The organism is Roseovarius sp. THAF8, assembly GCF_009363735.1.
Lineage (GTDB): Bacteria > Pseudomonadota > Alphaproteobacteria > Rhodobacterales > Rhodobacteraceae > Roseovarius.
The window spans coordinates 3,885,773-3,909,093 of sequence record NZ_CP045410.1 but is presented as its reverse complement, the minus strand read 5'-3'; the positions used below and the strand labels follow the sequence as shown (position 1 = coordinate 3,909,093).

26 protein-coding genes and 1 pseudogene are annotated in these 23,321 nt (G+C 64.1%); 4 read left to right on the top strand and 23 right to left on the bottom strand.

Translation table 11 applies throughout. The features are described 5' to 3' along the window. Positions 1 to 6: 6 nt before the first annotated feature. The 4 genes and pseudogenes from phnC (at position 7) to FIU85_RS19165 (ending at position 3,279) form a co-directional block, all read left to right on the top strand. Positions 7 to 783 (top strand): annotated as a pseudogene (gene phnC / locus FIU85_RS19180) (phosphonate ABC transporter ATP-binding protein). Further along, on the top strand, positions 780 to 1,574 hold the full coding sequence (phnE, locus tag FIU85_RS19175; protein WP_152498034.1) for a phosphonate ABC transporter, permease protein PhnE: 795 nt from the start codon (positions 780 to 782) through the stop codon (positions 1,572 to 1,574). Before phnC ends, phnE (FIU85_RS19175) begins: the two are co-directional and overlap by 4 nt. Further along, positions 1,571 to 2,380, top strand: a complete 810-nt coding sequence (phnE, locus tag FIU85_RS19170; RefSeq protein ID WP_152498033.1) for a phosphonate ABC transporter, permease protein PhnE — start codon at positions 1,571 to 1,573, stop codon at positions 2,378 to 2,380. Before phnE (FIU85_RS19175) ends, phnE (FIU85_RS19170) begins: the two co-directional genes overlap by 4 nt. Further along, positions 2,377 to 3,279, top strand: a complete 903-nt coding sequence (locus FIU85_RS19165; RefSeq protein WP_152498032.1) for a TIGR01459 family HAD-type hydrolase — start codon at positions 2,377 to 2,379, stop codon at positions 3,277 to 3,279. Before phnE (FIU85_RS19170) ends, FIU85_RS19165 begins: the two co-directional genes overlap by 4 nt. 165 nt (positions 3,280 to 3,444) lie before the next feature. On the opposite strand, the gene nuoN is transcribed toward FIU85_RS19165, so the two are convergent. From nuoN to FIU85_RS19055, 23 genes are all read right to left on the bottom strand, one after another. Further along, on the bottom strand, positions 3,445 to 4,878 hold the full coding sequence (gene nuoN, locus FIU85_RS19160; protein ID WP_152498031.1) for an NADH-quinone oxidoreductase subunit NuoN: 1,434 nt from the start codon (positions 4,876 to 4,878) through the stop codon (positions 3,445 to 3,447). A 4-nt stretch (positions 4,879 to 4,882) separates the two neighbouring features. Continuing rightward, entirely contained in the window at positions 4,883 to 6,430 is a 1,548-nt protein-coding gene (locus FIU85_RS19155; protein ID WP_152498030.1) for an NADH-quinone oxidoreductase subunit M, read from the bottom strand. Further along, positions 6,430 to 8,562 (bottom strand): NADH-quinone oxidoreductase subunit L, encoded by a 2,133-nt coding sequence (nuoL, locus tag FIU85_RS19150; RefSeq protein WP_152498029.1) that lies wholly within the window; start codon positions 8,560 to 8,562, stop codon positions 6,430 to 6,432. Before nuoL ends, FIU85_RS19155 begins: the two co-directional genes overlap by 1 nt. Before the next feature lie 4 nt (positions 8,563 to 8,566). Further along, the gene (nuoK, locus tag FIU85_RS19145; RefSeq protein ID WP_152498028.1) at positions 8,567 to 8,872 is read right to left on the bottom strand and encodes an NADH-quinone oxidoreductase subunit NuoK; all 306 of its coding nucleotides are present in this window, start codon (positions 8,870 to 8,872) and stop codon (positions 8,567 to 8,569) included. Positions 8,873 to 9,006: 134 nt separating this feature from the next. Further along, positions 9,007 to 9,615, bottom strand: coding sequence for an NADH-quinone oxidoreductase subunit J (locus FIU85_RS19140; RefSeq protein ID WP_152492835.1), 609 nt, complete (start codon positions 9,613 to 9,615; stop codon positions 9,007 to 9,009). Further along, positions 9,612 to 10,025 (bottom strand): carboxymuconolactone decarboxylase family protein, encoded by a 414-nt coding sequence (locus FIU85_RS19135; protein ID WP_152492836.1) that lies wholly within the window; start codon positions 10,023 to 10,025, stop codon positions 9,612 to 9,614. Before FIU85_RS19135 ends, FIU85_RS19140 begins: the two co-directional genes overlap by 4 nt. Continuing rightward, complete coding sequence (gene nuoI / locus FIU85_RS19130) at positions 10,022 to 10,516, bottom strand: NADH-quinone oxidoreductase subunit NuoI (RefSeq protein WP_103761514.1); 495 nt, start codon at positions 10,514 to 10,516, stop codon at positions 10,022 to 10,024. The genes FIU85_RS19135 and nuoI overlap by 4 nt, the downstream gene beginning before the upstream one ends. 5 nt (positions 10,517 to 10,521) lie before the next feature. Next, positions 10,522 to 11,559: an NADH-quinone oxidoreductase subunit NuoH gene (nuoH, locus tag FIU85_RS19125; protein WP_152498027.1), complete on the bottom strand. Its 1,038-nt coding sequence runs from the start codon at positions 11,557 to 11,559 to the stop codon at positions 10,522 to 10,524. Positions 11,560 to 11,566: 7 nt separating this feature from the next. Then, positions 11,567 to 11,935 carry a hypothetical protein gene (locus tag FIU85_RS19120; RefSeq protein WP_172978195.1) on the bottom strand — a complete coding sequence of 123 codons (369 nt, stop codon included), beginning with the start codon at positions 11,933 to 11,935 and terminating at the stop codon, positions 11,567 to 11,569. A gap of 35 nt (positions 11,936 to 11,970) precedes the next feature. After that, a complete protein-coding gene (nuoG, locus tag FIU85_RS19115; RefSeq protein WP_152498026.1) occupies positions 11,971 to 13,980 on the bottom strand; it encodes an NADH-quinone oxidoreductase subunit NuoG in 2,010 nt (669 codons plus the stop codon). A 6-nt stretch (positions 13,981 to 13,986) separates the two neighbouring features. Then, positions 13,987 to 14,400: a DUF5333 domain-containing protein gene (locus FIU85_RS19110; protein WP_152498025.1), complete on the bottom strand. Its 414-nt coding sequence runs from the start codon at positions 14,398 to 14,400 to the stop codon at positions 13,987 to 13,989. Between the two features lie 121 nt (positions 14,401 to 14,521). Then, on the bottom strand, positions 14,522 to 14,881 hold the full coding sequence (locus FIU85_RS19105) for a hypothetical protein (protein ID WP_152498024.1): 360 nt from the start codon (positions 14,879 to 14,881) through the stop codon (positions 14,522 to 14,524). Positions 14,882 to 14,912: 31 nt separating this feature from the next. Beyond that, positions 14,913 to 15,410 carry a DUF3291 domain-containing protein gene (locus FIU85_RS19100; RefSeq protein ID WP_152498023.1) on the bottom strand — a complete coding sequence of 166 codons (498 nt, stop codon included), beginning with the start codon at positions 15,408 to 15,410 and terminating at the stop codon, positions 14,913 to 14,915. Between the two features lie 7 nt (positions 15,411 to 15,417). Beyond that, complete coding sequence (gene nuoF, locus FIU85_RS19095) at positions 15,418 to 16,713, bottom strand: NADH-quinone oxidoreductase subunit NuoF (RefSeq protein WP_152498022.1); 1,296 nt, start codon at positions 16,711 to 16,713, stop codon at positions 15,418 to 15,420. A 10-nt stretch (positions 16,714 to 16,723) separates the two neighbouring features. Next, positions 16,724 to 16,936, bottom strand: a complete 213-nt coding sequence (locus FIU85_RS19090; RefSeq protein ID WP_152498021.1) for a DUF5337 domain-containing protein — start codon at positions 16,934 to 16,936, stop codon at positions 16,724 to 16,726. A gap of 13 nt (positions 16,937 to 16,949) precedes the next feature. Next, positions 16,950 to 17,915, bottom strand: a complete 966-nt coding sequence (locus FIU85_RS22385; protein WP_254702953.1) for a hypothetical protein — start codon at positions 17,913 to 17,915, stop codon at positions 16,950 to 16,952. Between the two features lie 29 nt (positions 17,916 to 17,944). Continuing rightward, on the bottom strand, positions 17,945 to 19,180 hold the full coding sequence (locus tag FIU85_RS19080; RefSeq protein WP_152498020.1) for an NADH-quinone oxidoreductase subunit E: 1,236 nt from the start codon (positions 19,178 to 19,180) through the stop codon (positions 17,945 to 17,947). Continuing rightward, on the bottom strand, positions 19,180 to 19,470 hold the full coding sequence (locus tag FIU85_RS19075) for a hypothetical protein (protein ID WP_254701661.1): 291 nt from the start codon (positions 19,468 to 19,470) through the stop codon (positions 19,180 to 19,182). Before FIU85_RS19075 ends, FIU85_RS19080 begins: the two co-directional genes overlap by 1 nt. Before the next feature lie 74 nt (positions 19,471 to 19,544). Next, positions 19,545 to 20,783 carry an NADH-quinone oxidoreductase subunit D gene (locus FIU85_RS19070; RefSeq protein WP_152498019.1) on the bottom strand — a complete coding sequence of 413 codons (1,239 nt, stop codon included), beginning with the start codon at positions 20,781 to 20,783 and terminating at the stop codon, positions 19,545 to 19,547. An 11-nt stretch (positions 20,784 to 20,794) separates the two neighbouring features. Continuing rightward, a complete protein-coding gene (locus FIU85_RS22115; protein ID WP_172978100.1) occupies positions 20,795 to 20,962 on the bottom strand; it encodes a hypothetical protein in 168 nt (55 codons plus the stop codon). Between the two features lie 28 nt (positions 20,963 to 20,990). Continuing rightward, positions 20,991 to 21,602, bottom strand: a complete 612-nt coding sequence (locus FIU85_RS19065) for an NADH-quinone oxidoreductase subunit C (RefSeq protein WP_152498018.1) — start codon at positions 21,600 to 21,602, stop codon at positions 20,991 to 20,993. A gap of 21 nt (positions 21,603 to 21,623) precedes the next feature. Next, a complete protein-coding gene (locus FIU85_RS19060; protein ID WP_254702952.1) occupies positions 21,624 to 22,259 on the bottom strand; it encodes an NADH-quinone oxidoreductase subunit B family protein in 636 nt (211 codons plus the stop codon). Beyond that, positions 22,250 to 22,615 carry an NADH-quinone oxidoreductase subunit A gene (locus tag FIU85_RS19055; protein ID WP_152492847.1) on the bottom strand — a complete coding sequence of 122 codons (366 nt, stop codon included), beginning with the start codon at positions 22,613 to 22,615 and terminating at the stop codon, positions 22,250 to 22,252. Before FIU85_RS19055 ends, FIU85_RS19060 begins: the two co-directional genes overlap by 10 nt. Between the last annotated feature and the right edge of the window lie 706 nt (positions 22,616 to 23,321).

Below are 23,321 nucleotides of genomic sequence, written 5' to 3'. Positions count from 1 at the left end.
ACGCGAATGTTGAAGATTACCGACCTGGTCAAGCGCTACGATGGCGGTGACCCGGTCCTCAAGGATCTCGATCTGACGATCGAGGGGCAGACCGTCGTGTCGATCATCGGCTCGTCGGGCGCGGGCAAGTCGACACTCCTGCGCTGCATCAACCGGCTGGTCGAACCGACGTCGGGAAGTATCAATCTCAACGGGACCGAACTGACGCATCTGCGGGGTGCCAAGCTGCGCGCGGCGCGGCGCAAGATCGGGATGGTGTTCCAGGGCTTCAACCTCGTGGACCGGCTGACGGTGATGGAGAACGTCCAGTCGGGTCGGCTGGGCTATATCCCGACATGGGCCGCGATCCTGCGGCGTTATCCCAAGGCGGACATTCGCCGCGCCTACGAACTGATGGAACGCGTCGGCATCGCGCATTACGCCAACAAGCGCGCCGACCAGCTATCGGGCGGCGAACGACAGCGCGTCGGCGTCGTGCGCGCCCTCATGCAAGATCCCGATATCCTGCTTGCGGACGAGCCGACGGCCTCGCTCGACCCCAAGACGTCCGAATAAATCATGGGCCTTCTGCGTGACCTCGCGGGCGAGTTGAAGCTGCCCGTCGTGATCAACATCCACAACGTGACCGAGGCCAAGGAGTACACGGACCGCATCGTCGGGATGCGGTACGGACGGATCATATTCGACGACGTCCCGGCCCGGCTGGATCAGGAGGCCATGGACCAGATCTATTCCGGCAGCCCGCACGCGGATCGCAGTACGGATCCGGTGGTCGCGCAATGAGCAACCATCCCGACACATGGCGCCGACCGCCCTTCATCGCCAATCGGTGGCTTCGCTGGTCTGTCTATATCGGGGCGCTGATTTACGTGGTCTGGGTGATCGCCACGATCCCCATCGACTGGCAACGCGTCGTCGAAGGCGTGGACCGCGCCGGACGCATCTTCGGCGGAGCGATCCCCCCAAGCTTCGAGCGCAGCGGATTGCTGATCGACGGCTTTCTCGAAAGCATCAAGATCGCCATTCTCGCGACAGCGGGCGGTGTCATCCTGTCCATCCCGATCGCCTTCATGGCCGCGTGCAACGTGGCCCCTTTGCCCATCTTCTACCTGGGGCGCTTCATCATCATCGTGGCACGCAGTTTCCACCCGGTGATCGTCGCCATCATCTTCGTCAAGGCCGTGGGTTTTGGACCGTTTGCAGGGGTCCTGACGCTGGTGGTCTATTCCATCGGTTTCGTCGCCAAGTTGCTGGCCGAGCGGATCGAGGAAATCGACATGGGCCAGGTCGAGGCGACCCGCGCCGCCGGTGCGCCATATCTCTCGACCCTGTTCTACGCGATCTTCCCGCAAATCATGCCGCGCCAGATCGGCCTGACGATCTACCAGCTGGATTCGAACCTCCGCGCCTCCGCCGTGGTGGGCATCGTCGGGGCGGGCGGCATCGGCGCAACCCTCGCCAATGCCTTCGGGCGCTACGACTATGACTTCGCTTTCGCGATCACCATCGTCATCGTCGCGGTGATCCTCGTGTCGGAAGGCGTCTCGGGCTACATCAGGAAGCGAGTGGGATGAACAGCATATCCGAGCAGTTCGGCCGCGAGGACTGGTCGCGCTACACGCCAAGGCAGAAGGCCCGGCGGTTCGGCATTTTCGCCGTCTGCGCCGCGGCCATCGCCTGGGCGCTGACCTCGATCGAGGTCGTCTGGGCCTGGGTCTGGGATTCGCCCCAACAGATGGGCGACCTTTTCGGGCGCATGTATCCGCCCGACGCGACCAATCTCTGGACGATCCTGCGGGTCCTGGTCGAGACGGTCAACATCGCAACCATCGCCACAATCATAGCCGTCTTCATGTCGCTGCCGGTCGCCTATATCGCCGCGCAGAACACGACCCCCAACCGCGCGACGCTCTGGCTGGGACGGCTCATCCTGGTCACGTCGCGGTCGGTCAACACCATCATCTGGGCGCTGCTCTTCGTGGCGATCTTCGGGCCCGGCGTTCTGGCCGGGATCGTGGCGATCATGTTCCGCTCCATCGGCTTCATAGGCAAGTTGCTGGGCGAGGCCATCGAAGAGATCGACAGACGCCCGGTCGAGGCGCTGGAAGCCACCGGCGCGTCGCGCTTCAAGGTCATCGTCTACGCCATCATACCGCAGGTCATGCCCACGTTCTGGGCCGTGTCAATCCTGCGCTGGGACATCAACCTGCGCGAATCCACCGTGCTGGGACTTGTCGGCGCCGGCGGCATCGGCATCATCCTGCAGGGCGCAATCGACACGTTCAACTGGCCCGAGGCCGCGACCGTGCTGATCGCGATCCTGGTGCTGGTGATCCTCGGAGAGGTTGTCTCGGCCTTCCTGCGCCGCCGTATCCTGTGATCCAGGGGACCGCCGAGGCGTTCGAGGTCTACCTCGACATCCGACACCGCCTGCCGTCGGCGGAGTTTTCCGGCACGCCGGTCCGTGCGCAGACGCTTGCGGATGTGGCAGACCCCTATGACGTGATCCTGCTCGATGCCTATGGCGTCCTGAACGTGGGCGAGGCGCCCATTCCGGGCGCGACCGAGCGCATCGCGGCGCTGCGTATGGCGGGCAAGACGGTGATGGTTGTGTCGAACTCCGCGGGCTATCCCAAACGCCTGATGGTGGAAAGCTACGCCCGTCTCGGGTTTGATTTCGCGCCCGAGGAGGTCGTGACCAGTCGTGACACTCTGTTGGCGTATCTTGCCGATGCCCCGCCAAGACACTGGGGCCTCATGCTCTCGGACACCTACGGGACCGAGGAATTCGACAGCATCCGCACGACGTTTCTGAAAGACGACGCCGATGCTTACGACGCCGTGGAGGGAGTCCTCTTGATCGGCTCGGACGGCTGGACGGAAGACCGCCAGCGCCTTCTGGAAGACGCGCTGGTCAAGCGGCCCCGCCCCGTCGTCGTCGGCAATCCCGACATCGTGGCCCCGCGCGAGCTCACCCTGTCGCTGGAGCCCGGCTACTACGCGCACCGGCTCGCCGACCTCGGGCTGGGCAGTCTCGATTTTCTGGGCAAGCCCTTTGCCAGCATATACGACATCGCCCTGTCGCGCCTGCCGGTGAGGCCCCCGCCATCGCGTGTCCTCATGGTCGGCGACACCCTGCACACCGACATTCTGGGCGGACGGCACATGGGATTTGGCACTGCCCTGGTAACCGGCTTCGGGTCACTGGTCGGGATAAACGAAGGCGATGCCATCACGCGATCCGGCATTGTTCCGAACATCATTGTCGATCAGATATGACAGTGACGTTTCCCTGGGCAGCACGAGGGATTGCGACACGCCCTCAAGCCTCAGACTCCCGATGTAATTAGGTAATACCGTTCGAAAATCACTCCCGACGGAGGCGCCCGAAAAACAAAGCGACGCGCCATCGGCGCGTCCCCTTTTTCCAGGCTGCGATCCGGTTCAGTCGACCAGCGTCGCCGCCGCCGCCTGCGCCATGGCCTCGACACCGAACATGTTCAGCATCCCCACGACCATGATCGCCGCCGATACCATCAGGAAGCCCCACAGAACCGGCGACTTGCCGGCCTCCAGCGGTTCGCCCTCTTCGCCGAAATACATGAAAAAGACGATGCGCAGGTAATAGAACGCCCCGATCACCGACGCGATCACACCGGCCACCGCCAGCCAGGCAAGCCCGCCGTCATATGCGGCCCGCAGCACGTAGAGCTTGCCGAAGAACCCCAGGAAAGGCGGCACGCCCGCAAGGCTGAACATCAGGATCAGCATCGCCAGCGCCCGGCCCGGATGGGCGCGGCTGTAGAGGTTCAGGCTGGCGATATCCGTCACCGGCCGCCCGTCGCGTTCCATCGACAGGATAAAGGCGAAGGTGCCCACGTTCATCGTCACGTAAATCGCCATGTAGACCAGCATCGCCTGCACGCCGAACGCCGTGCCCGCGGCCAGCCCCATCAGGGCGTATCCCATATGCGCGATCGACGAATAGGCCATCAGCCGCTTGATGTCGGTCTGGCCGATGGCGGCGATCCCGCCCAGGAACATCGACAACAGCGACAGCACCGCGATCACCTGCTGCCAGTCGCCCACCACGCCGCCGAACGCATCATGCGCCACGCGGGCGAAAAGCGCCATCGCCGCCATCTTGGGCGCCGTGGCGAAGAAGGCCGTGATCGGCGTGGGTGACCCTTCGTAGACATCCGGCGTCCACATGTGGAACGGCACGGCAGAGACCTTGAACGCGAGCCCCGCCAGCACGAAGACCAGCCCGATCAACAGGCCAATGGGCGCCTGTCCCTCGGCCGACGCGATGATCCCGGAAAACAGCGTCGTGCCGGTATAGCCGTAAACCAGCGAGGCCCCGTACAGGAGGATGCCCGAGCTCAGCGCGCCCAGCACGAAGTATTTCAGCCCCGCCTCGGTCGACTTCACGCTGTCCCGCCGCAGCGAGGCCACGACGTAGAGCGCCAGCGACTGCAACTCCAGCCCCATGTAAAGCGCCATCAGGTCGCCCGCGCTGACCATCATCATCATGCCCACGGCCGCCAGCGCCACCAGCAGCGGATACTCGAACCGCAGCATGTCGCGCCGCGCCATGTAGTCCTGCCCCATCAGCAGAACCGCCGCCGCGGACAGCAGCACCGCCACCTTGGCGAACCGCGCGAACCCGTCATCGTTGAACATGCCGCCAAAGGCCGTGCGCGTGCCCTCGCCGGAAAACCCGATCCAGGCCGCCATCACCACGAAGACCGCCGCCGTGATCCACACCAGCAGCGGCGCAAAGCGGTCCTTGCCGGTATAGGCCACGCCCAGCATCGCCGCCATCGCGTATACCGAGATCAGGATCTCCGGCAGGATTACATTCAGGTCTGCCTGCATGGGACTACTCCGTTGCAGCGGCCAGCTTGGTCGCGCTCTCCGCGTCGACCAGGGCCGTTTCATAGTTGGAAATCAGCGCCTCGACCGAGGGGCCGATGATGTCGGTCACAAGGCTGGGATAGACGCCCAGCAGCAAGGTCATCACCACCAGCGGGGCGAAAATCGCCTTCTCGCGCCGGGTCATGTCCTTGATCGACTTCAGGCTTTCCTTGATCAGGTCGCCCAGCACCACCCGGCGGTAAAGCCACAGCGCATAGGCCGCCGACAGGATCACGCCCGACGTGGCCACCAGCGCGACCCAGGTGTTGACCTTGAAGATCCCCATCAGCGTCAGGAACTCCCCGATGAACCCGGACGTGCCCGGCAGGCCGACATTGGCCATGGTGAAGAGCATGAAGATCAGCGCATAGGCGGGCATCCGGTTCACGAGGCCGCCATAGGCATCGATCTCGCGCGTGTGCATCCGGTCATAGATCACGCCCACGCACAGGAACAGCGCGCCCGAGATGAAGCCGTGGCTCAGCATCTGGAAGATCGCGCCGTCGATCCCCTGTTGGTTCGCCGCGAAAATGCCCATGGTGACGTATCCCATGTGGGCCACCGACGAGTAGGCGATCAGCTTCTTCATGTCCTCCTGCGCCAGTGCGACCAGCGAGGTATAGACGATGGCGATGGCCGACATCCACAACACCAGCGGCGTCAGAACCTCGGACCCCACCGGGAACATCGGCAGGCTGAACCGCAGGAAGCCATAGCCGCCCATCTTCAGCAGGATCGCCGCCAGCACGACCGAGCCGGCGGTAGGCGCCTGCACGTGCGCGTCCGGCAGCCAGGTATGCACCGGCCACATCGGCATCTTGACGGCAAAGCTGGCGAAGAACGCGATGAACAGCAGCGTCTGCATCCCGCCCACGATCTGCACGCCAAGAACAAAGAAATCCTCGGACCCGAAGGCATGGGTCATCAGCGTCGGAATATCCGTCGTGCCCGCCTCGGCGAACATGGCGACCATCGCCACCAGCATCAGCACCGAGCCCAGGAAGGTGTAGAGGAAGAACTTGAAGGATGCGTAGATCCGCTCCTTGCCGCCCCAGATCCCGATGATCAGGAACATCGGGATCAGCCCGGCCTCGAAGAAGAGGTAGAACAGCACCAGGTCCAGCGCCATGAACACGCCCAGCATCAGCGTTTCCAGCAGAAGGAAGGCGATCATGTATTCCTTCACCCGGTGCGTCACGTTCCACGACGCGGCGATGGTGATCGGCATCATGAACGTGGTCAGCATCACGAACAGAACGCTGATCCCGTCCACGCCCATCTTGTATTGCAGACCCAGCAGCCACTCGCGCTCTTCCACGAACTGGAAACCGGTGTTGTTGGGATCGAAATCAAAGAGGATGAACAGCGACACCAGAAAGGTCAGGCCCGTGGCGATCAGCGCCACCCACTTGGCGTTGCGCTGCGCCGCCTCGTCCTCGCCGCGCAGGAACACGGCCAGGATGAAGGCCGCGATGGCGGGGATGAAAGTGGTGATGGAAAGCAGGTTTTCCATTAGTTCGCTCCCCCGCTCAGGCTCATCCACGTCACAAGCACCGCGATCCCGATGACCATGGCGAACGCATAGGTAAAGATGTATCCCGACTGCGCCCTGCCGGCGAGGCGGGTGAAGAACGGGATGATCCCCATCGCGACCCCGTTGATGGTGCCGTCGATGACGTTGCCGTCACCCTTCTTCCACAGGAAACCGCCCAGCCGTTTCGCCGGCCGCACGAAGACGAAGTCGTAGATCTCGTCGAAATACCACTTGTTCAGCAGGAACAGGTACAGCGGGCGCTGGTTCTCGGCCAGTCGTCCGGGGATCGACGGGTTCAGGATGTAGAACCACAGCGCCGTCAGGAAGCCGATGATCATCGCCACGAAGGGGCTGACCTTGACCCATTTCGGCACCGCGTGGGCATCGTTCAGGATCGTGTTCCCCTCGGCGGCATAGATCGCGCCCTCGCCCGGCTCGCCGGTGAAGACATAGTGATGCTCTTCGCCGTAACCGCCCTCGGCCTCGGCATGGGCCTCGCCCTCTTCGGCATGGCTCTCGTCGGCCGCCGCACTCTCTTCACCGTGGTCCCCGGCCCCTTCCTCGTGATGCTGCTCTTCCGCATAGGGCACGCCAAAGAACTTCGCCACCTGGTCGGTATGCCCAAAGAAGCTGTTGTACCAGATCATGCCCGCAAAGATCGACCCAAGCGCCAGCACGCCCAGCGGCGCCACCATCACCATCGGGCTTTCATGCGCGTGCTCGTGCGTGTGTTTGTCGCCCCGCGGCTCGCCCCAGAAGGTCAGGAACATCAGCCGCCAGCTGTAGAAACTGGTGAAGAGCGCCGCGATGACGAGTGCCCAGAAGGCAAAGCCACCGGCCGTGCCCGCGTAGGCGCTCTCGATGATCGCGTCCTTCGACAGGAACCCGGCAAAGCCGATCGTGGTCAGCGGAATGCCCACGCCGGTGATCGCCAGCGTCCCGATCAGCATGGCCCAGAACGTGTAGGGCAGCTTCTTGCGCAGTCCGCCATAGTTCCGCATGTCCTGCTCGTGATGCATCCCGTGGATGACCGAGCCCGCGCCAAGGAACAACATCGCCTTGAAAAACGCGTGGGTGAACAGGTGGAACATCGCGACTGAATAAGCGCCCACGCCCGCCGCCACGAACATATAGCCCAGCTGCGAACAGGTCGAATAGGCGATGACGCGCTTGATGTCGTTCTGCACCAGCCCCACGGTCGCTGCAAAAAACGCCGTCATGCCCCCCAGCACCGTCACGAAGGCCAGCGCTTGCGGCGCGAATTCCATCAGCGGCGACATGCGGCACACCAGGAACACGCCCGCCGTCACCATGGTCGCCGCGTGAATGAGCGCCGACACCGGCGTCGGGCCTTCCATCGCGTCCGGCAACCAGTTGTGCAGGAAAAGCTGCGCCGATTTCCCCATCGCGCCGACGAACAGCAGGAAAGCAATCAGATTCGCCGCGTTCCACTCCGTCCAAAGGAACGTCAGTTGCGTATTCGCCAACTCGGGCGCTGCGGCAAACACGTCGTCGAAATTGATCGAGCCGGTCAGGAAGAACAACGCGAAGATCCCAAGTGCGAAGCCGAAATCCCCCACCCGGTTTACCACGAAGGCCTTGATGGCCGCGGCATTGGCGCTTGGCTTGCGGAAATAGAACCCGATCAGCAGGTACGACGCCAGGCCCACGCCCTCCCAGCCAAAGAACATCTGCGCCAGGTTGTCCGCCGTCACCAGCATCAGCATGGCAAAGGTAAACAGGCTTAGATAGGCAAAGAAACGCGGGCGATAGCTCTCTTCGTCGCGGAAATTCTCGTCATGGGCCATGTAGCCCATGGAATAAAGATGCACCAATGCCGACACCGAGGTGATCACGATCAGCATGATCGCCGTCAGCCGGTCCAGCCGGATCGACCACGCTACGTCCAGATCGCCCGACTGGATCCAGTCGAGGATGTGGATGTACTGCGTCGTCCCGTCAAAGCTGAAGAACACGATCCAGCTTAGCAGCGCCGACAGGAACAGAAGCCCCGTGGTCACCCACTGCGCGCCCGCATCCCCGATGACGCGCCAGCCGAAGCCCGCGATGATGGCGCCCAGAAGCGGGCCGAATAGGATGATCTGTTCCATGCCCTCAGCCCTTCATCACGTTGATGTCTTCCACGGCGATCGTGCCGCGGTTGCGGAAGAAGCAGACCAGGATCGCGAGGCCAATGGCGGCCTCTGCGGCGGCCACGGTCAGCACGAACAGGGTAAAGACCTGCCCCACCATGTCACCCAGGAAGCTGGAGAATGCCACGAGGTTCACGTTGACCGACAGCAGCATCAACTCGATCGACATCAGCAGGATGATCACGTTCTTCCTGTTCAGGAAAAGCCCGAAAATCCCGATGACGAACAGCGCCGCCGCCACCGTCAGGTAATGCTCCAGTCCAATCATGTCGTCCCTCCGGGCCGCGCCCGTTCGTTTGTCTTTTCATCCCGTCCCGGGCCTGACCCGGGACCTCTTTGTCTCTTGCCCGGACACCTTGGTCCGGGAGGCCCCGGATCAGGTCCGGGGCGCGGGCAGCGGCATTACAACCCCTGCCCCGGTTTCACGTCTTTCAGTTCCATCGCCTTGGCCGGATCGCGGTACATCTGCGCCAGCACGTCCTGCCGCTTGACGTCCGAGCGGTGCCGCAGCGTCAGCACGATCGCGCCCATCATCGCCACCAGCAGGATCAGACCCGCAAGCTGGAACAGCAGGAAATACTTGTCATAAAGCAGCATCCCCAGCGCCTTGGTGTTCTCTAGGTCCGTGGGCGTGACGGCGGCGCGCGCGCCCTCGGCATCCGTGGCCATCTGCCAGTTGCCGAAGGCAATGCCGAACTGCATCAGCAGGATGATCCCGATCAGCAGGGCCAGCGGCATGTATTTCGCCATCTCCGCCTTCAGCTCGGCGAAATCCACGTCCAGCATCATCACCACGAATAGGAACAGCACGGCCACCGCGCCCACGTAGACGATGATCAAGAGCATCGCCACGAACTCCGCGCCCAGAAGAACGAAAAGACCGGCAGCCGACAAAAACGCCAGGATCAGCCACAGAACCGAGTGCACCGGGTTCCGGCTCACCACCGTGAACAACCCGCCGGCCAGCAGCGAGACCGCAAAGAGATAGAATGAAAACGCTGCGATGGTCATGTCTCACTGTCCTCGTCTTTGGCCTCGTCCATGACCTCGCGGGCGAAGTCCATCGCCCGGTTCATGGACGGGATACCGGCAAACATCGCCATCATCGCGATGGTCTCGGCAATCTCGTCTTTCGTGGCGCCCGCCTCCAGCGCGTGGCGCACGGTCATCCTGATCTGCGTATCGCTCTGCGCGCCCAGCATGGTCAACCCCGCAAGCGTGATCAGCAGGCGCGTCTTGGCGTCCAGCCCGTCCTTGCTGATGCCCTTGCCGAACATCATCTCCATGAATTCCTTCGGCATGGTCGGCCACATCGCCTCGAACCCCTTGGGCGAGAACGACTCCAGCGCCGGATTCATGGTTTTCACCATCTCCTGCGCCTGCGCCATCATGGCCTCGAACGGGTTCGTGGGGTTGCTCATCTGTAAGGCGCGTCCATTTCCAGGTTACGGGCGATCTCGGCTTCCCACCGCTCGCCGTTCTCCAGCAGTTTCTGCTTGTCATAGAACAGCTCTTCGCGGGTCTCGGTGGCGAACTCGAAATTCGGCCCCTCCACAATGGCATCCACCGGGCAGGCTTCCTGGCAGAAGCCGCAATAGATGCACTTGGTCATATCGATATCGTACCGCGTGGTGCGGCGGCTGCCGTCGTCGCGCGGCTCGGCGTCGATGGTGATCGCCTGCGCGGGGCAAATCGCCTCGCACAGCTTGCAGGCAATGCAGCGCTCCTCGCCATTGGGATAGCGCCGCAGCGCGTGCTCGCCCCGGAACCGCGGGCTCAGCGGGCCCTTCTCGTGCGGGTAGTTCAGCGTCGCCTTGGGGGCAAAAAAGTATTTGAACCCCAGCTTGAAGCCGTTGAAGACATCCTTCAGCAGGAAGTACCCCGCCGCGCGTCCGTAATCGATCTGCGTCATGGTCGTCAGCCTCCCATTGCGTAGCGGGCCCAGAACGACCCGAAGACTTCGAATTTCGCCAGGAAGGACACGATGACCACCCAGGCGAGGCTCAGCGGCAGGAACACCTTCCACCCCAGCCGCATCAGCTGATCATAGCGGTAGCGCGGCGTGATCGCCTTCACCATGGCGAAGAGGAAGAAGAAGAACGCCATCTTCGCGACCATCCAGAACACGCCATCGGGCAGGCCCGGGATGGGCGACAGCCACCCGCCGAAGAACAGCAGGCTGGTCAGCGCACACATCAGGAAGATCGCGATATACTCGCCCGCCATGAACAGCAGGAAAGGCGTCGAGGAATATTCCACCTGATAGCCCGCCACCAGCTCCGATTCCGCTTCCGGCAGGTCGAAGGGCGGGCGGTTGGTTTCCGCCAGGCACGAGATGAAGAACAAAAACACCATCGGCAGATGCGGCAGCCAGTACCAGCCGAAGAAGCCATAGTTGGTGTCCTGCGCCGCCACAATCGACCCGAAGTTCAGCGACCCGGTCGAGATGATCACCCCGATGATGATCAGACCGATGCTGACCTCGTAGGAAATCATCTGCGCCGCCGAGCGCAGCGAGCCCAGGAACGGGTATTTCGAGTTCGAGGCCCAGCCGCCCATGATCACGCCGTAAACCTCCAGCGACGACACGGCAAAGACAAAGAGGACCGCCACGTTGATATCCGACAGGACCCAGCCGTCATTCAGCGGAATCACCGCCCAGGCCAGCACCGCCAGCACGAAACTGGCCATCGGCGCCATCATGAACACGGTGCGGTCCGCGCCCGCGGGCACCACGACTTCCTTGACCACGTATTTCAGCGCGTCGGCCACCGTCTGCAACAGGCCATAGACACCCACCACGTTCGGCCCCCGCCGCATCTGCACCGCGGCCCAGATCTTGCGGTCGCCGTACACCAGGAACAGCAGCGAGATCATCACGAAGCCCACCACCGCAAGGCACTGCGCCATGATCAGGACAAAGGTCCCAAACGGGGTTGTCAGAAATTCAGCCATTCGTCCCTCATACCGTCGGTATCCCGTTCTCCGCACAGTTGGCGGCCACGACTTCCGCGTCGATCCTTATGATGCCGCCGGGCAGCGACGGCGAGATGGTGTAAACCGCATCTGCGGTCCAGATGCCACCCCGTTCGTCCACATTCGTGCGCACGTGGCGCGCAAATCCGTATCCCCGAATCAGCGTGTACTCGGCCGCCGCGCATTCGGCGTATTGGCTCACGTCCTCGGCGTCCCGCGCCCCGGCCATCTCCACCCGGAAATTCACCAGGTCGCCGTCCAGCAGGCGCGTCTCGATTCCCCGGTACTCGGGGGTGAACGCCTCCTCCGGGTCCGCACCCGGCGCGGCACAGGCGGCCAGGCCCGCAAAGGCCATGACCGACAGCGCCCATATGCCGAACGCGGCTTGCGTCATTCCGCGGCCACCGGCGCTTCGCGGCGGTCCTTGGCGTTGGCGCTCAGCTCGGCCATCAGCGCGCTGGCGCGGGCGATCGGGTTGGTCAGGTAGTGATCGCCCAAGGCCGCCCCGATGGAGCCCGCCGACGGCTCGACCTTTTCCACCATGGTCCACTCGTTTTCCGGCACCGCGTCGATCTGCGCGACATGCGGCACCGCCTCGATCAGCGCGCGGCGCAGCTGCGCCAGGCTGTCAAAGGGCAGCACCGCGCCCATCTCGCCCGACAGCGCCCGCAGAATCGCCCAGTTCTCCTTGGCCTCGCCCGGCGGATGACCCGCGCGTAGCGCCAGCTGCGGACGGCCTTCGGTGTTCACGAAGACACCCTGTTCCTCGGTATAGGCGGCGGCAGGCAGGATGATGTCGGCGCGATGCGCGCCCCGGTCGCCATGGCTGCCCTGGTAGATGACCAGCGGCCCCTCCGCGATCTCGATCTCGTCGGCGCCAAGGTTATAGATCACGTCGGCCCCGTCCAGCGCCGCCGTCACGCCGCCCTCGGTCACACAGCCCGCATCCATCGCGCCCACGCGCGACGCGGCGGTGTGCAGCACCAGCATCCTGCCGCCCAGCTTCTCGGTCAGCTGCATCGCCGTGCTCAGCGCCGCAGGCCCGCCATCGCCGATCAGCGCGCCCTGCCCGACGATCACGATCGCGTCCTCGGTCTCCTTGGCGTCGGACAGCAGTTGCGGCAACACCCGGTTGCGCGCGCCCAGCTCGGTCGCCTCATAGGTCAGTTCCGCCGAGGGCCCGGCATGGGTCACCTCCGCGCCGCGCAGCCACGCCTTGCGAATGCGCGCGTTCAGCACCGGCGACTCGTTGCCCGGGTCGGTGCCGATCAGCACGATCTTCTTGGCCGTGTCGATATCCTCGATGCGCGCCGTGCCCACATAGGCCGAGCGGTTGCCCGCCACCAGGTGCGCGCCGTCCGTACGGCATTCCACGCGCCCGCCCTGGCCCTCGACCAGTTGTTTCAGCGCGAACGCCGCCTCCATCGGCACCAGGTCGCCCACGAGGCCCGCCACGGTCTTGCCTTTCATGGCCTCGGCGGCCTTGCCCAACGCCTCGGGCCAGGTGGCCGGGCGCAGCTTGCCGTTCTCGCGGATGTAGGGCCTGTCCAGCCGCTGACGGCGCAGGCCGTCCCAGACAAAGCGCGTCTTGTCGGAAATCCATTCCTCGTTCACGCCGTCATGGTTGCGCGGCAGGATGCGCATCACTTCGCGCCCCTTGGTATCCACCCGGATGTTGGACCCCAGCGCATCCATCACGTCGATGGTTTCCGTCTTGCTCAACTCCCACGGACGCGCCGTGAACGCATAAGGCTTGCTGACCAGCGCCCCAACGGGGCACAGGTCGATGATGTTGCCCTGCATGTTGCTGTCCAGCGTCTCGCCCAGATAGGCGGTGATCTCGGCATCCTCGCCCCGACCGGTCTGGCCCATCTGGTTGATCCCCGCCACCTCGGTGGTGAAGCGCACGCAGCGGGTGCAGGAAATGCAGCGCGTCATGTGGGTTTCCACCAGCGGCCCCAGGTTCAGGTCCTCGGTCGCGCGCTTGGGCTCGCGGTAGCGGCTGAAGTCCACGCCATAAGCCATTGCCTGGTCTTGCAAATCGCACTCGCCGCCCTGGTCGCAGATCGGGCAGTCCAGCGGGTGGTTGATCAGCAGGAACTCCATCACGCCTTCACGCGCCTTCTTGACCATCGGGCTGTTCGTGCGCACGACCGGCGGCTGGCCCTCGGGACCGGGCCGCAGATCGCGCACCTGCATGGCGCAGCTGGCCGCCGGTTTCGGCGGCCCGCCGACAACCTCCACAAGACACATCCGGCAGTTGCCCGCGATCGACAGCCGCTCGTGGTAGCAGAACCGCGGGATCTCGATCCCCACCTGCTCGCAGGCCTGGATCAGGGTCATCGCCCCGTCCACTTCCACTTCCTGATCGTCGATGATGATTTTGCGAAGGTCAGACATTAGCTCTCACTTTGCTCTCAGAAGCTGCCCGATCTGGCTGCCATTCGCCATCTCGGCTTGGCCCAGAACACACAGGCTTGCGGGGTCAAGGTTGCTGGCCCCTTTCGATTTGAAATACGCGTTGCGCCGCTCGCGCATGGCCGCCTTGTTGGCGTCGTTGTTGATATACGCGTCGATCTCGGCCTCGCTGTAGCCGCGCTCGGCCGCCGCTTTCTTCAGCGCATTGGCATAGGATTGCGCCCGGAACAAGCGCCCGCCGATGCTGCCGCATTCGCGGCGGATCTTGTCGGCGGCCGCAAGGTGGAGCAGCCCCTGGTTGATCCCGGCCTCGTCCTTCAATCCCGCCTGCGCGGGCAGTGCCGCCGCCGTCAGGGCCGCGCCCAGGGCCAGGCCCACGATCTTGCTCGATACACGTTTCATATCTTCTTCCTTTCACGAAGGGCGCCCGGACCATCCGCCGCGCCATCTGCTGCGCAGATGGACGCGCATCCCGCTGTTATGCAATAACAGCCGGCCCATGCCCTTGATATGAAAGGTGAATTTACCACAGAACGCATTTCCCGGTGAAGGTCAGCTTGTTGCCGTCGGGCTGCACCGTGCCGCGCGGCGCCAGCGGGCTGCGGTACCATTCGATTTCGGAGGTGCCGAAATTCTGCACGCAGTACCGCTTGCCCTCGTAGGCCCCCGCCGCCAGCGCGCCGTCATAGCCGCGATTGACCCGCGGCACCGTGACCACGAACAGCTCGCGGTTGTCCTTCGAGGCGGCCTTGGACTTCTGCTTGTAGAAGACGCCGTTGAACGTGACGCGATCGGCGTTGCGGGCGCATCCCGCCAGCATCGCACCCGCCATCAGCGCCAGCACGAGGGTCCGCGCCCCCCGCCCGCTCAGGATATGTGTCATCGTCTTCACGCTCTTAGGCCTTTCGTTCTTGTCATTCCGCCGCCACCGGGGCGCAGCCGCGGGTCCGCCACAGCCTGGCCTCTTCCAGGTACGACCAGCCAAAGGCATGGTCGCTGTCGCCCTGCGCCTTCAGGTGGTCCAGCCGTTCCAGCGCCTCGCCCAGCGTCGGCCGATGCCCCTGCGGCACCCACCACATGACGAAATGCATGTCGCCCATCACCTCGAACCACTCGGCCCGGCGTTCATAGAACTGCCGGTGCACGGTGTTCCAGACGAAATTCTCCAGGCTCTCCACGTCCTCCCAGACGGTCAGGTTGGCCACGAACCGCGGATCGCCGCCGATGGCATTCCCGGTGTTGCCCGTGCCCGGTTCGCCCGAGCCTTCCATCATCCACACGAATCCCGGCATCCGCTTGCCCATGCCGTTGATCCGGTCGAGCGCGCCCATGAACTCCGCCACGCGCGGGTCGTCCGTGGGCGCGACAAGGCGACCGACATTCAGCTGCGCCAGTTGGTATGTTCCGTCCATCGGCACCCTACTCCGCCGCAACGGCGGACACGCGGCCCGTCTTCTGCGCCTTGATGCGGTCCTCGATCTCGTCGCGGAAATTGCGAATGAGGCCCTGGATCGGCCAGGCCGCCGCATCGCCCAGGGCACAGATCGTGTGCCCCTCGACCTGCTTGGTGACGTCGAACAGCATGTCGATCTCCTCGACCTCCGCCTCGCCTTTCACCAGCCGGTCCATCACCCGCATCATCCAGCCGGTGCCCTCGCGGCAGGGCGTGCATTGCCCACAGCTTTCGTGCTTGTAGAATTTCGACAGCCGCCAGATCGCCTTGATGATGTCGGTGCTCTGATCCATCACGATCACCGCTGCGGTGCCCAGGCTCGATCCGACCTCGCGCAGCGCGTCGAAATCCATGATCGCGTCCTTCATGTTCTCGCCGCGCACGCACGGCACGGACGAGCCGCCGGGAATGACCGCCTTCAGGTTGTCCCAGCCGCCTCTGATGCCGCCGCAATGCTTGTCGATCAACTCTTCAAAGCTGATCGACATCGCGTCCTCGACCACGCACGGGTTGTTCACATGGCCCGACACGGCAAAGATCTTGGTGCCCGCGTTGTTGGGCCGCCCGAACCCGGCGAACCAGTCCGCGCCGCGCCGCAGGATCGTCGGCACCACCGCGATGCTCTCCACGTTGTTCACCGTCGTGGGGCAGCCATACAGCCCCGCCCCGGCGGGAAACGGCGGCTTCATCCGGGGCATCCCCTTCTTGCCTTCGAGGCTCTCCAGCAGCGCGGTTTCCTCGCCGCAGATATAGGCCCCCGCGCCATGCGCCAGGTAGAGGTCGAAATCATAGCCCGACTTGCAGGCGTTCTTGCCGATCAGCCCGGCCTCGTAGGCCTCGTCGATGGCCGCCTGCAACGCCTCGCGCTCGCGGATATATTCACCACGAATATAGATATAGCACGCATGGGCCTGCATCGCGTAGCTGGCGATCAGGCACCCCTCGATCAGCGTGTGCGGATCGTGCCGCATGATCTCGCGGTCCTTGCAGGTGCCTGGCTCGGATTCGTCGGCATTGACCACCAGGTAGGCGGGCCGCCCGTCGCTTTCCTTGGGCATGAACGACCACTTGAGCCCGGTGGGAAAGCCCGCACCGCCCCGGCCGCGCAGCCCGCTGGCCTTCATCTGCTCGACGATCCACTCGCGCCCGTTTTCAAGGATGGTCCTGGTGCCGTCCCAATGGCCACGCGCCTGCGCGCCCTTCAGGCTGCGGTCGTGCATCCCGTAGAGATTGGTAAAGATACGATCCTGATCGTCCAGCATCAGATAACCCCTAGTTTCCCCGGCTGTCGCGCCAGATTTGATAGATGAGCCAGAAGGCGAACAAGAACCCCGCCAGCGCCACAAGGTCGAAGGCGAGGCGCAGCTCGGTGCTGAACCCCTCCTTCTCGCCGATCAGGGTGATCAGCACCCAAAACACGCCCGTTCCGGCAATCACCAGCCCGGCGCGTCGGCCCTTTTTCGGCACTTGGTCGCGGTTGCTCATGCGCCTTGCTCATTCAGTACACGTTGCCCTTGTCCACGCGCTTCGAGAACTCGGTCTCGCCGCCCGCGGCCAGGGTTTTCGCCTGGTCGATCCAGTTGTCCCGGCTGACCCGGCCCTTGAAACCGATCAGGTTCGCATCGACCCAGGCCACCTCCTGGTCCGTCCAGTTGGCGATCTGGTCGAAATGGTAGAACCCCATGTCGTGCAGCACGCCTTCCAGCTTGGGCCCGACGCCCTTGATTTCCTTCAGGTTGTCGGCGCTGCCGCCGCGCGGTCCGTCCAAGGTGGCGGGCTTGGTGCCCACGTTCTCTTCGCCCGTGTCCGCGGCCTTGGCCTTCGGCTTGGCCGCCGCCGTCTTCGCCTTGGTCTTTTTCGCCGGTTTGGGCGCGGCCTTCGGCGCCGCGTCCACCTTGGCGCCCGCTTCGGCATCCGTGGTGGCCGAGGTAAAGGTCGGGTCCTGCGCCGTGGCCGCATCGTTGCCGCCCGAATGCGTCTCGGCCCGCATCGCAACCTTGTCGCTGCCCGCCGCTGCCGCACTTGTGCTTGCCGCCGCGGCAGTGGTGACCATACCGGTGCGCGCGTTCAGCGGATCGGCCTTGTTCGGCAGGATCGGCTCGGGCTCGGTCCCCATCGGCGGGTTGGGCTTGGGCGGGTTGGGCACGGGCGCTTTCGGCGCAGGCGTGCCGCGGTCCTTCGGTGCATTCGCCTTGGGCGGGCCAGAGGGCTTGCCGCCACCCGATGCCGCTGCCGCCGCGCTTCCCTCGGGCATCTCCTCCATCTGCCCCAGATCCGCGTTTTCGCCGGTGCAGAAGACCTGCAACAGCACCAGCGCCATGAACACGCCCATCGCCAGCCCCAGCAGAAGCGCCGCGAAGATCCCGACCTTGCCGGTGGCGGCGTAGATCGCGATGATCCCCGCCCCGACACCGACGCCCAAGCATACCAGCTTGCACTGTGACTTCAGTATATCATCGAACATGGCTCAACTCCCTTTGGCGTGAAGATCGTCTAGTAGACGTCCCCCTTTTTGACTTTCTTAGAAAATTCCGTCGTCCCGCCATCGGCCAGCGTCCGCGCCTGGGCGACCCAGTCGTCCCGGCTGACCCGGCCCTTGAAGCCTTCCAGGTTCTGATCCACCCAGGCCACCTCCCGTGGCCCCCATGCGGCGATCTGGTCGAAATGGTAAAAGCCCATGGAGTGCAGAAGCTGCTCCAGCTTCGGCCCCACGCCCTTGATCAGCTTCAGGTCGTCCGGCCCGCCCTCGCGGGCAGCGTCAAGCGTCTCGGGCTTGGTACCCTCATCGCCGTCCGCCGCTGCGGGTTTGGCCGGCTTGGCCTTGTCGCTCTTGTCCTCGCCAGCCGGTTCGTCCTTGGACACCGGGTTGGCCTTGCTCTTGGCTGGTGCCTCGGCCTTGGTCGCGCCGGTATCGTCGGCCGGCCTGCCTTCCGAGCGGTCGGGCTTCGGCGCCTTCAGCCCCGGATTGGCCGGCGACTCGTTCAGCTTCACCTTCGGCGGCGCGGGCTGATGGTTGGCGCCATGTTCGCGCCACGGCGCCACCAGAGGCACCTCGCTGCCGTCGATCCGCTTGATCGTGTCGCCCAGGTCCACCGCGCGCTGCACCGAGCCATTGTATTTCGTGTGGCCCGAATCGAATTCCTTCAGCGTCGTCAGTCCCGCCTCGGGTTCCGACGCATAGCGCCCGTTCTGCGGCCCCGGCACCGGCACCGTGCCGGCGGCGAACTCGTCGATCATCTCGGCGAACCGCTCGGCGGTCAGGTCCTCGTAGTAATCCTTGCCGATCTGCGCCATTGGTGCATTGGCGCAGGCGCCCAGGCACTCGACCTCTTCCCAGCTGAACTTGCCGTCCGCGCTGACGGTATGCGGCTTGTCGGCGATCTTCTCGCGGCAGACCGCCATCAGGTCCTCGGCCCCGCAGATCATGCAGGACGTCGTGCCGCAGATCTGGAAATGCGCCACGCTGCCCACCGGCGACAGCTGGAACATGAAGTAGAAGCTGGCCACTTCCAGCGCCCGGATATGCGCCATTTCCAGCATCTCGGCGATATGCTCGATCGCCGGACGGGTCAACCAGCCCTCCTGCTCCTGCGCACGCCACAAAAGCGGTATGATGGCACTCGCCTGGCGCCCCTGCGGGTATTTCGAGATCTGCGCTTCGGCCCACGCCTGGTTGTCGGGCGTGAAGGCAAAGCTCTCGGGCTGTTCTCTGTGTAGACGTCTCAGCATCAGGCTGCGCACGCTCCTGTCGTCATTCTGATCCCGCCGCCCTCGAGGCGCACGGCGCGTTCGGTCGTCACCATGTAGGCGGCCATCTGGGTCGATTGCTCGCGGGTCAGGCCGGTCTGCAATTCGACCGGCAGGTAATCCGCCTCGGTCTTCAGGGTGCAGCCGATGCTGGCCACCGCGACCTGGAACTTGGCCACGTCCTGCTCGCCCGTTCCCTCGGGCGGCGCAGTGCAGCCTGCGACGATCCCCATCGCCGCAGCGGCGCCCATCAAACCCAGTCTTGTCTTCATCGTCTCGTCTCTCCAAACCGTCGCCGCCCCTGTCCGGCCTTGTTTTTCTACGGGGAAAAGTGCTGTTGTCCCGCCTAGCGGTCGATCTCCCCAAAGACCACGTCCATCGTCCCGATGATCGCCGCCACATCGGCCAGCTGGTGCCCGCCCGCGACATGATCCATCGCCTGCAGGTGCAAAAAGCCCGGCGCGCGCAGCTTGGCGCGATACGGCTTGTTGGTGCCGTCCGACACCAGGTAGACGCCGAACTCGCCCTTGGGCGCCTCGACGGCGCAATAGACCTCGCCCTCGGGCACGTGGAACCCTTCGGTATACAGCTTGAAGTGATGGATCAGCGCCTCCATCGAGGTCTTCATCTCGCCCCGCTTCGGCGGCGTGATCTTGCCCCGCGACAGGATATCGCCCTGTCCCTCGGGCGCGCGCAGCTTCTCGATCGCCTGCAGGATGATCGACACCGACTGGCGCATCTCCTCCATCCGGCACAGGTAACGGTCGTAGCAGTCGCCGTTCTTGCCCACCGGGATCTTGAACTCGAACTCGTCATAGCACTCATAGGGCTGCGCCCGGCGCAGGTCCCACGCCATGCCGCTGCCGCGCACCATCACGCCCGAAAAGCCCCAGTCCAGCGCCTCCTGCTGGCTGACCACGCCGATATCGGCGTTGCGCTGCTTGAAGATGCGGTTCTCCGTCAGCAACCCGTCGATATCGTCCATGAATTTCGGAAACTCGTCCCGCGCCCAGGTCTCGATATCGTCCAGCAGTTCCGGGGGCAGGTCCTGATGCACGCCGCCGGGCCGGAAATAGGCCGCGTGCAGGCGCGCGCCACAGGCCCGCTCGTAAAAGATCATCAGCTTCTCGCGTTCCTCGAACCCCCACAGCGGCGGGGTCAGCGCGCCCACGTCCATCGCCTGCGTGGTGACGTTCAGCAGGTGGTTCAGCACCCGCCCGATTTCCGAATAGAGCACCCGAATGAGGCTCGCGCGGCGCGGCACCTCGACGCCGGTCAGCTTCTCGATGGCCAGGCACCAGGCATGTTCCTGATTCATCGGCGCCACGTAATCCAGCCGGTCGAAATAAGGCAGGTTCTGCAGGTAGGTCCGGCTTTCCATCAGCTTCTCGGTGCCACGGTGCAGCAGACCGATATGCGGGTCGCACCGCTCCACGATCTCGCCGTCCAGCTCCAGCACAAGGCGCAGCACGCCGTGCGCCGCCGGGTGCTGCGGCCCGAAGTTGATGTTGAAGTTGCGGATCTTCTGCTCGCCGGTCTCGGTATCGGCAAAGCCCTTCGTCAACGTGTTGGAGCCGTCCATCATCCTTGGTCTCCTTATCCTCTATCGTCCGCGCGGGGGCCGAACGCCATCAGGTACAAGAGCGCCAGCGCGCCCAGCGGAAAGATCGCCACCAGCGCCCATGCGCTGGCGATGCCGTAGCCCGGCAGAAGCTTCCAGAAGGGAACCACGAACGCCGCCATGAAGAGTATCACCCAAAGCATGTCCGTGTCGTCCCTTTCGCGCCCCGGTTCACTTGGCCTTCTCGTCGGTTTTCTCGTCGCCCGGCAGGATGTAATCGGCACCCTCCCACGGACTCATGAAATCGAACTGCCGGTATTCCTGCACCAGCTTCACCGGCTCGTAGACCACGCGCTTCTGCACCTCGTCATAGCGCACCTCGGTATAGCCCGTGGTCGGGAAATCCTTGCGCAGCGGAAAGCCGCGAAAGCCGTAATCGGTCAGGATGCGCCGCAGGTCCGGGTGGCCGCTGAACAGGATGCCGAACATGTCGAACACCTCGCGCTCGAACCAGTTGGCCGAAGGATGCACATCCGTGATCGACGGCACCATGTCCTCCTCGCGCGCGGCCACGCGCAGCCGGATGCGGTGGTTCTGGTACATGCTGAGGAAATGATAGACCACGTCGAACCGCTTGGGCCGGTCCGGGTAATCCACGCCGGTGATGTCCACCAGCGTCGAAAAACGGCAGTTCGGATCGTTTTTCAGGAACTCCACCAGGCCTTTCAGGCTCGACAGGGTCACGGTCACGTTCAGCTCGCCATGATCGACCGACCAGCCGGACACGCAATCGGGCCGGCGGCCCTCGATATGGTGCCCAAGTTCGGTTAGCGCGTCACTCATCTTGCATCCCCCAAAGGCGCCTCAGCGCACGATCGTCCCCGTTCTGCGGATCTTGCGTTGCAGCTGCATGATCCCGTACACCAGCGCCTCCGCCGTGGGCGGGCAGCCGGGCACATACACATCCACCGGCACGATCCGGTCACAGCCGCGCACCACCGAATAGCTGTAGTGGTAGTATCCGCCGCCATTGGCGCAGGAGCCCATGCTGATCACGTAACGCGGCTCGGGCATCTGGTCGTAGACCTTGCGCAGCGCCGGCGCCATCTTGTTGGTCAGCGTGCCGGCCACGATCATCAGGTCCGACTGGCGCGGGCTGGCGCGCGGCGCAGTGCCGAACCGTTCCAGGTCATAGCGTGGCATCGAGGTGTGCATCATCTCGACGGCACAGCACGCCAGACCAAACGTCATCCAGTGCAGGCTACCGGTGCGGGCCCAGTTGATGATGTCCTCTGTCGAGGTCACCAGGAAGCCCTTGTCCTGCAACTCGCGGTTCAGCGCCTGCGTGGCGGTGTCTTGCTGGTAATCGTCGGCATAGGCCTCCAGCGGCACCTGGCTCGATGGGCCGGTCTTGATCCGCGGAGACTGATAGCCCTCGCTCTGCACCTCGGTGACCATCTCGTCATCGGTGGTGTGCGCGGTCTTGTCCTCTACTGCCATTCCATCGCCCCTTTCCGCCATTCATAGGCAAACCCGGCCGTCAGCACGCCCAGGAAGACCATCATCGACCAGAACGCCGTCATGCTCAGGTCCTGGAACGCCACCGCCCAGGGAAACAGCATCGCGATCTCCAGATCGAAGATGATGAACAGGATCGAGACAAGGTAAAACCGGACATCGAACTTCATCCGTGCGTCGTCGAAGGCGTTGAAGCCGCATTCGTAGGCGCTGACCTTTTCGGGGTCGGGGTGGCGCACGGCCAGCACGACCGCGGCGAGGATCAGGACCAGTCCAAGACCGATGGCGATACCCAGAAGAACGAGAACAGGGAGGTACTCCCTCAGCATCTCTTCCACGTGTGGCTCCTTTCATGCGCCGGGCCGTCGCACGGGCCGGGCATAAGATTGGCGTGTAGTACTCGTCAGGGTTTACCCCTGCCCCGGAGCAGGGTCAACCAAGCGGGACGTGAATTCAAGGCGTCCGACGCAGGGCGAAACCCCTTGAATACCGTGGTATATCGAATTTGGGGGCGCCAGACCGCCTTGGGCAAATTGACGCGAGTTCCGGACGCACCGCAAATGCGCCCCTCCGGACCGGCACGGGCCCCGGCCACAGCCCCCCGCCGCACGACCGGCCCAGCGCCTCCGCGCGCACTGCGCCGTGCCGTCGCGCGCTTTGTTGTCGCGCGGCATTAGAGGCCGCCACAGCCTCTGGACCCGGCAGGGACTGACACCGCGTCAGTTCGCATTCTTCTCGCAACCTGGACGCACCGTCCTCACGCACGTCCTGTGCCAACGCTGCACCCGTTTTTCGTGCTGCCCCCACCTCGGGCGTGCCGCGTAAATATGCGCCCGACACCTCTTGTCCCCGCCGCACCGTGTAGTCGCGCCTTGTCCCCTCGCGCGGCACAGAGGCTGCCACAGCCCCTGCACTCCGCAAGGACTGGTGCCGCGCCAGGTCCGCAGCCTTTTCGCAAGTCAGTATCCTCACGCCGCGCCTATATCATCCCTGCGCCCCATTCGTGCGGCCTCCACCTCCGGTCTTGCCGCGAATATATGTGCC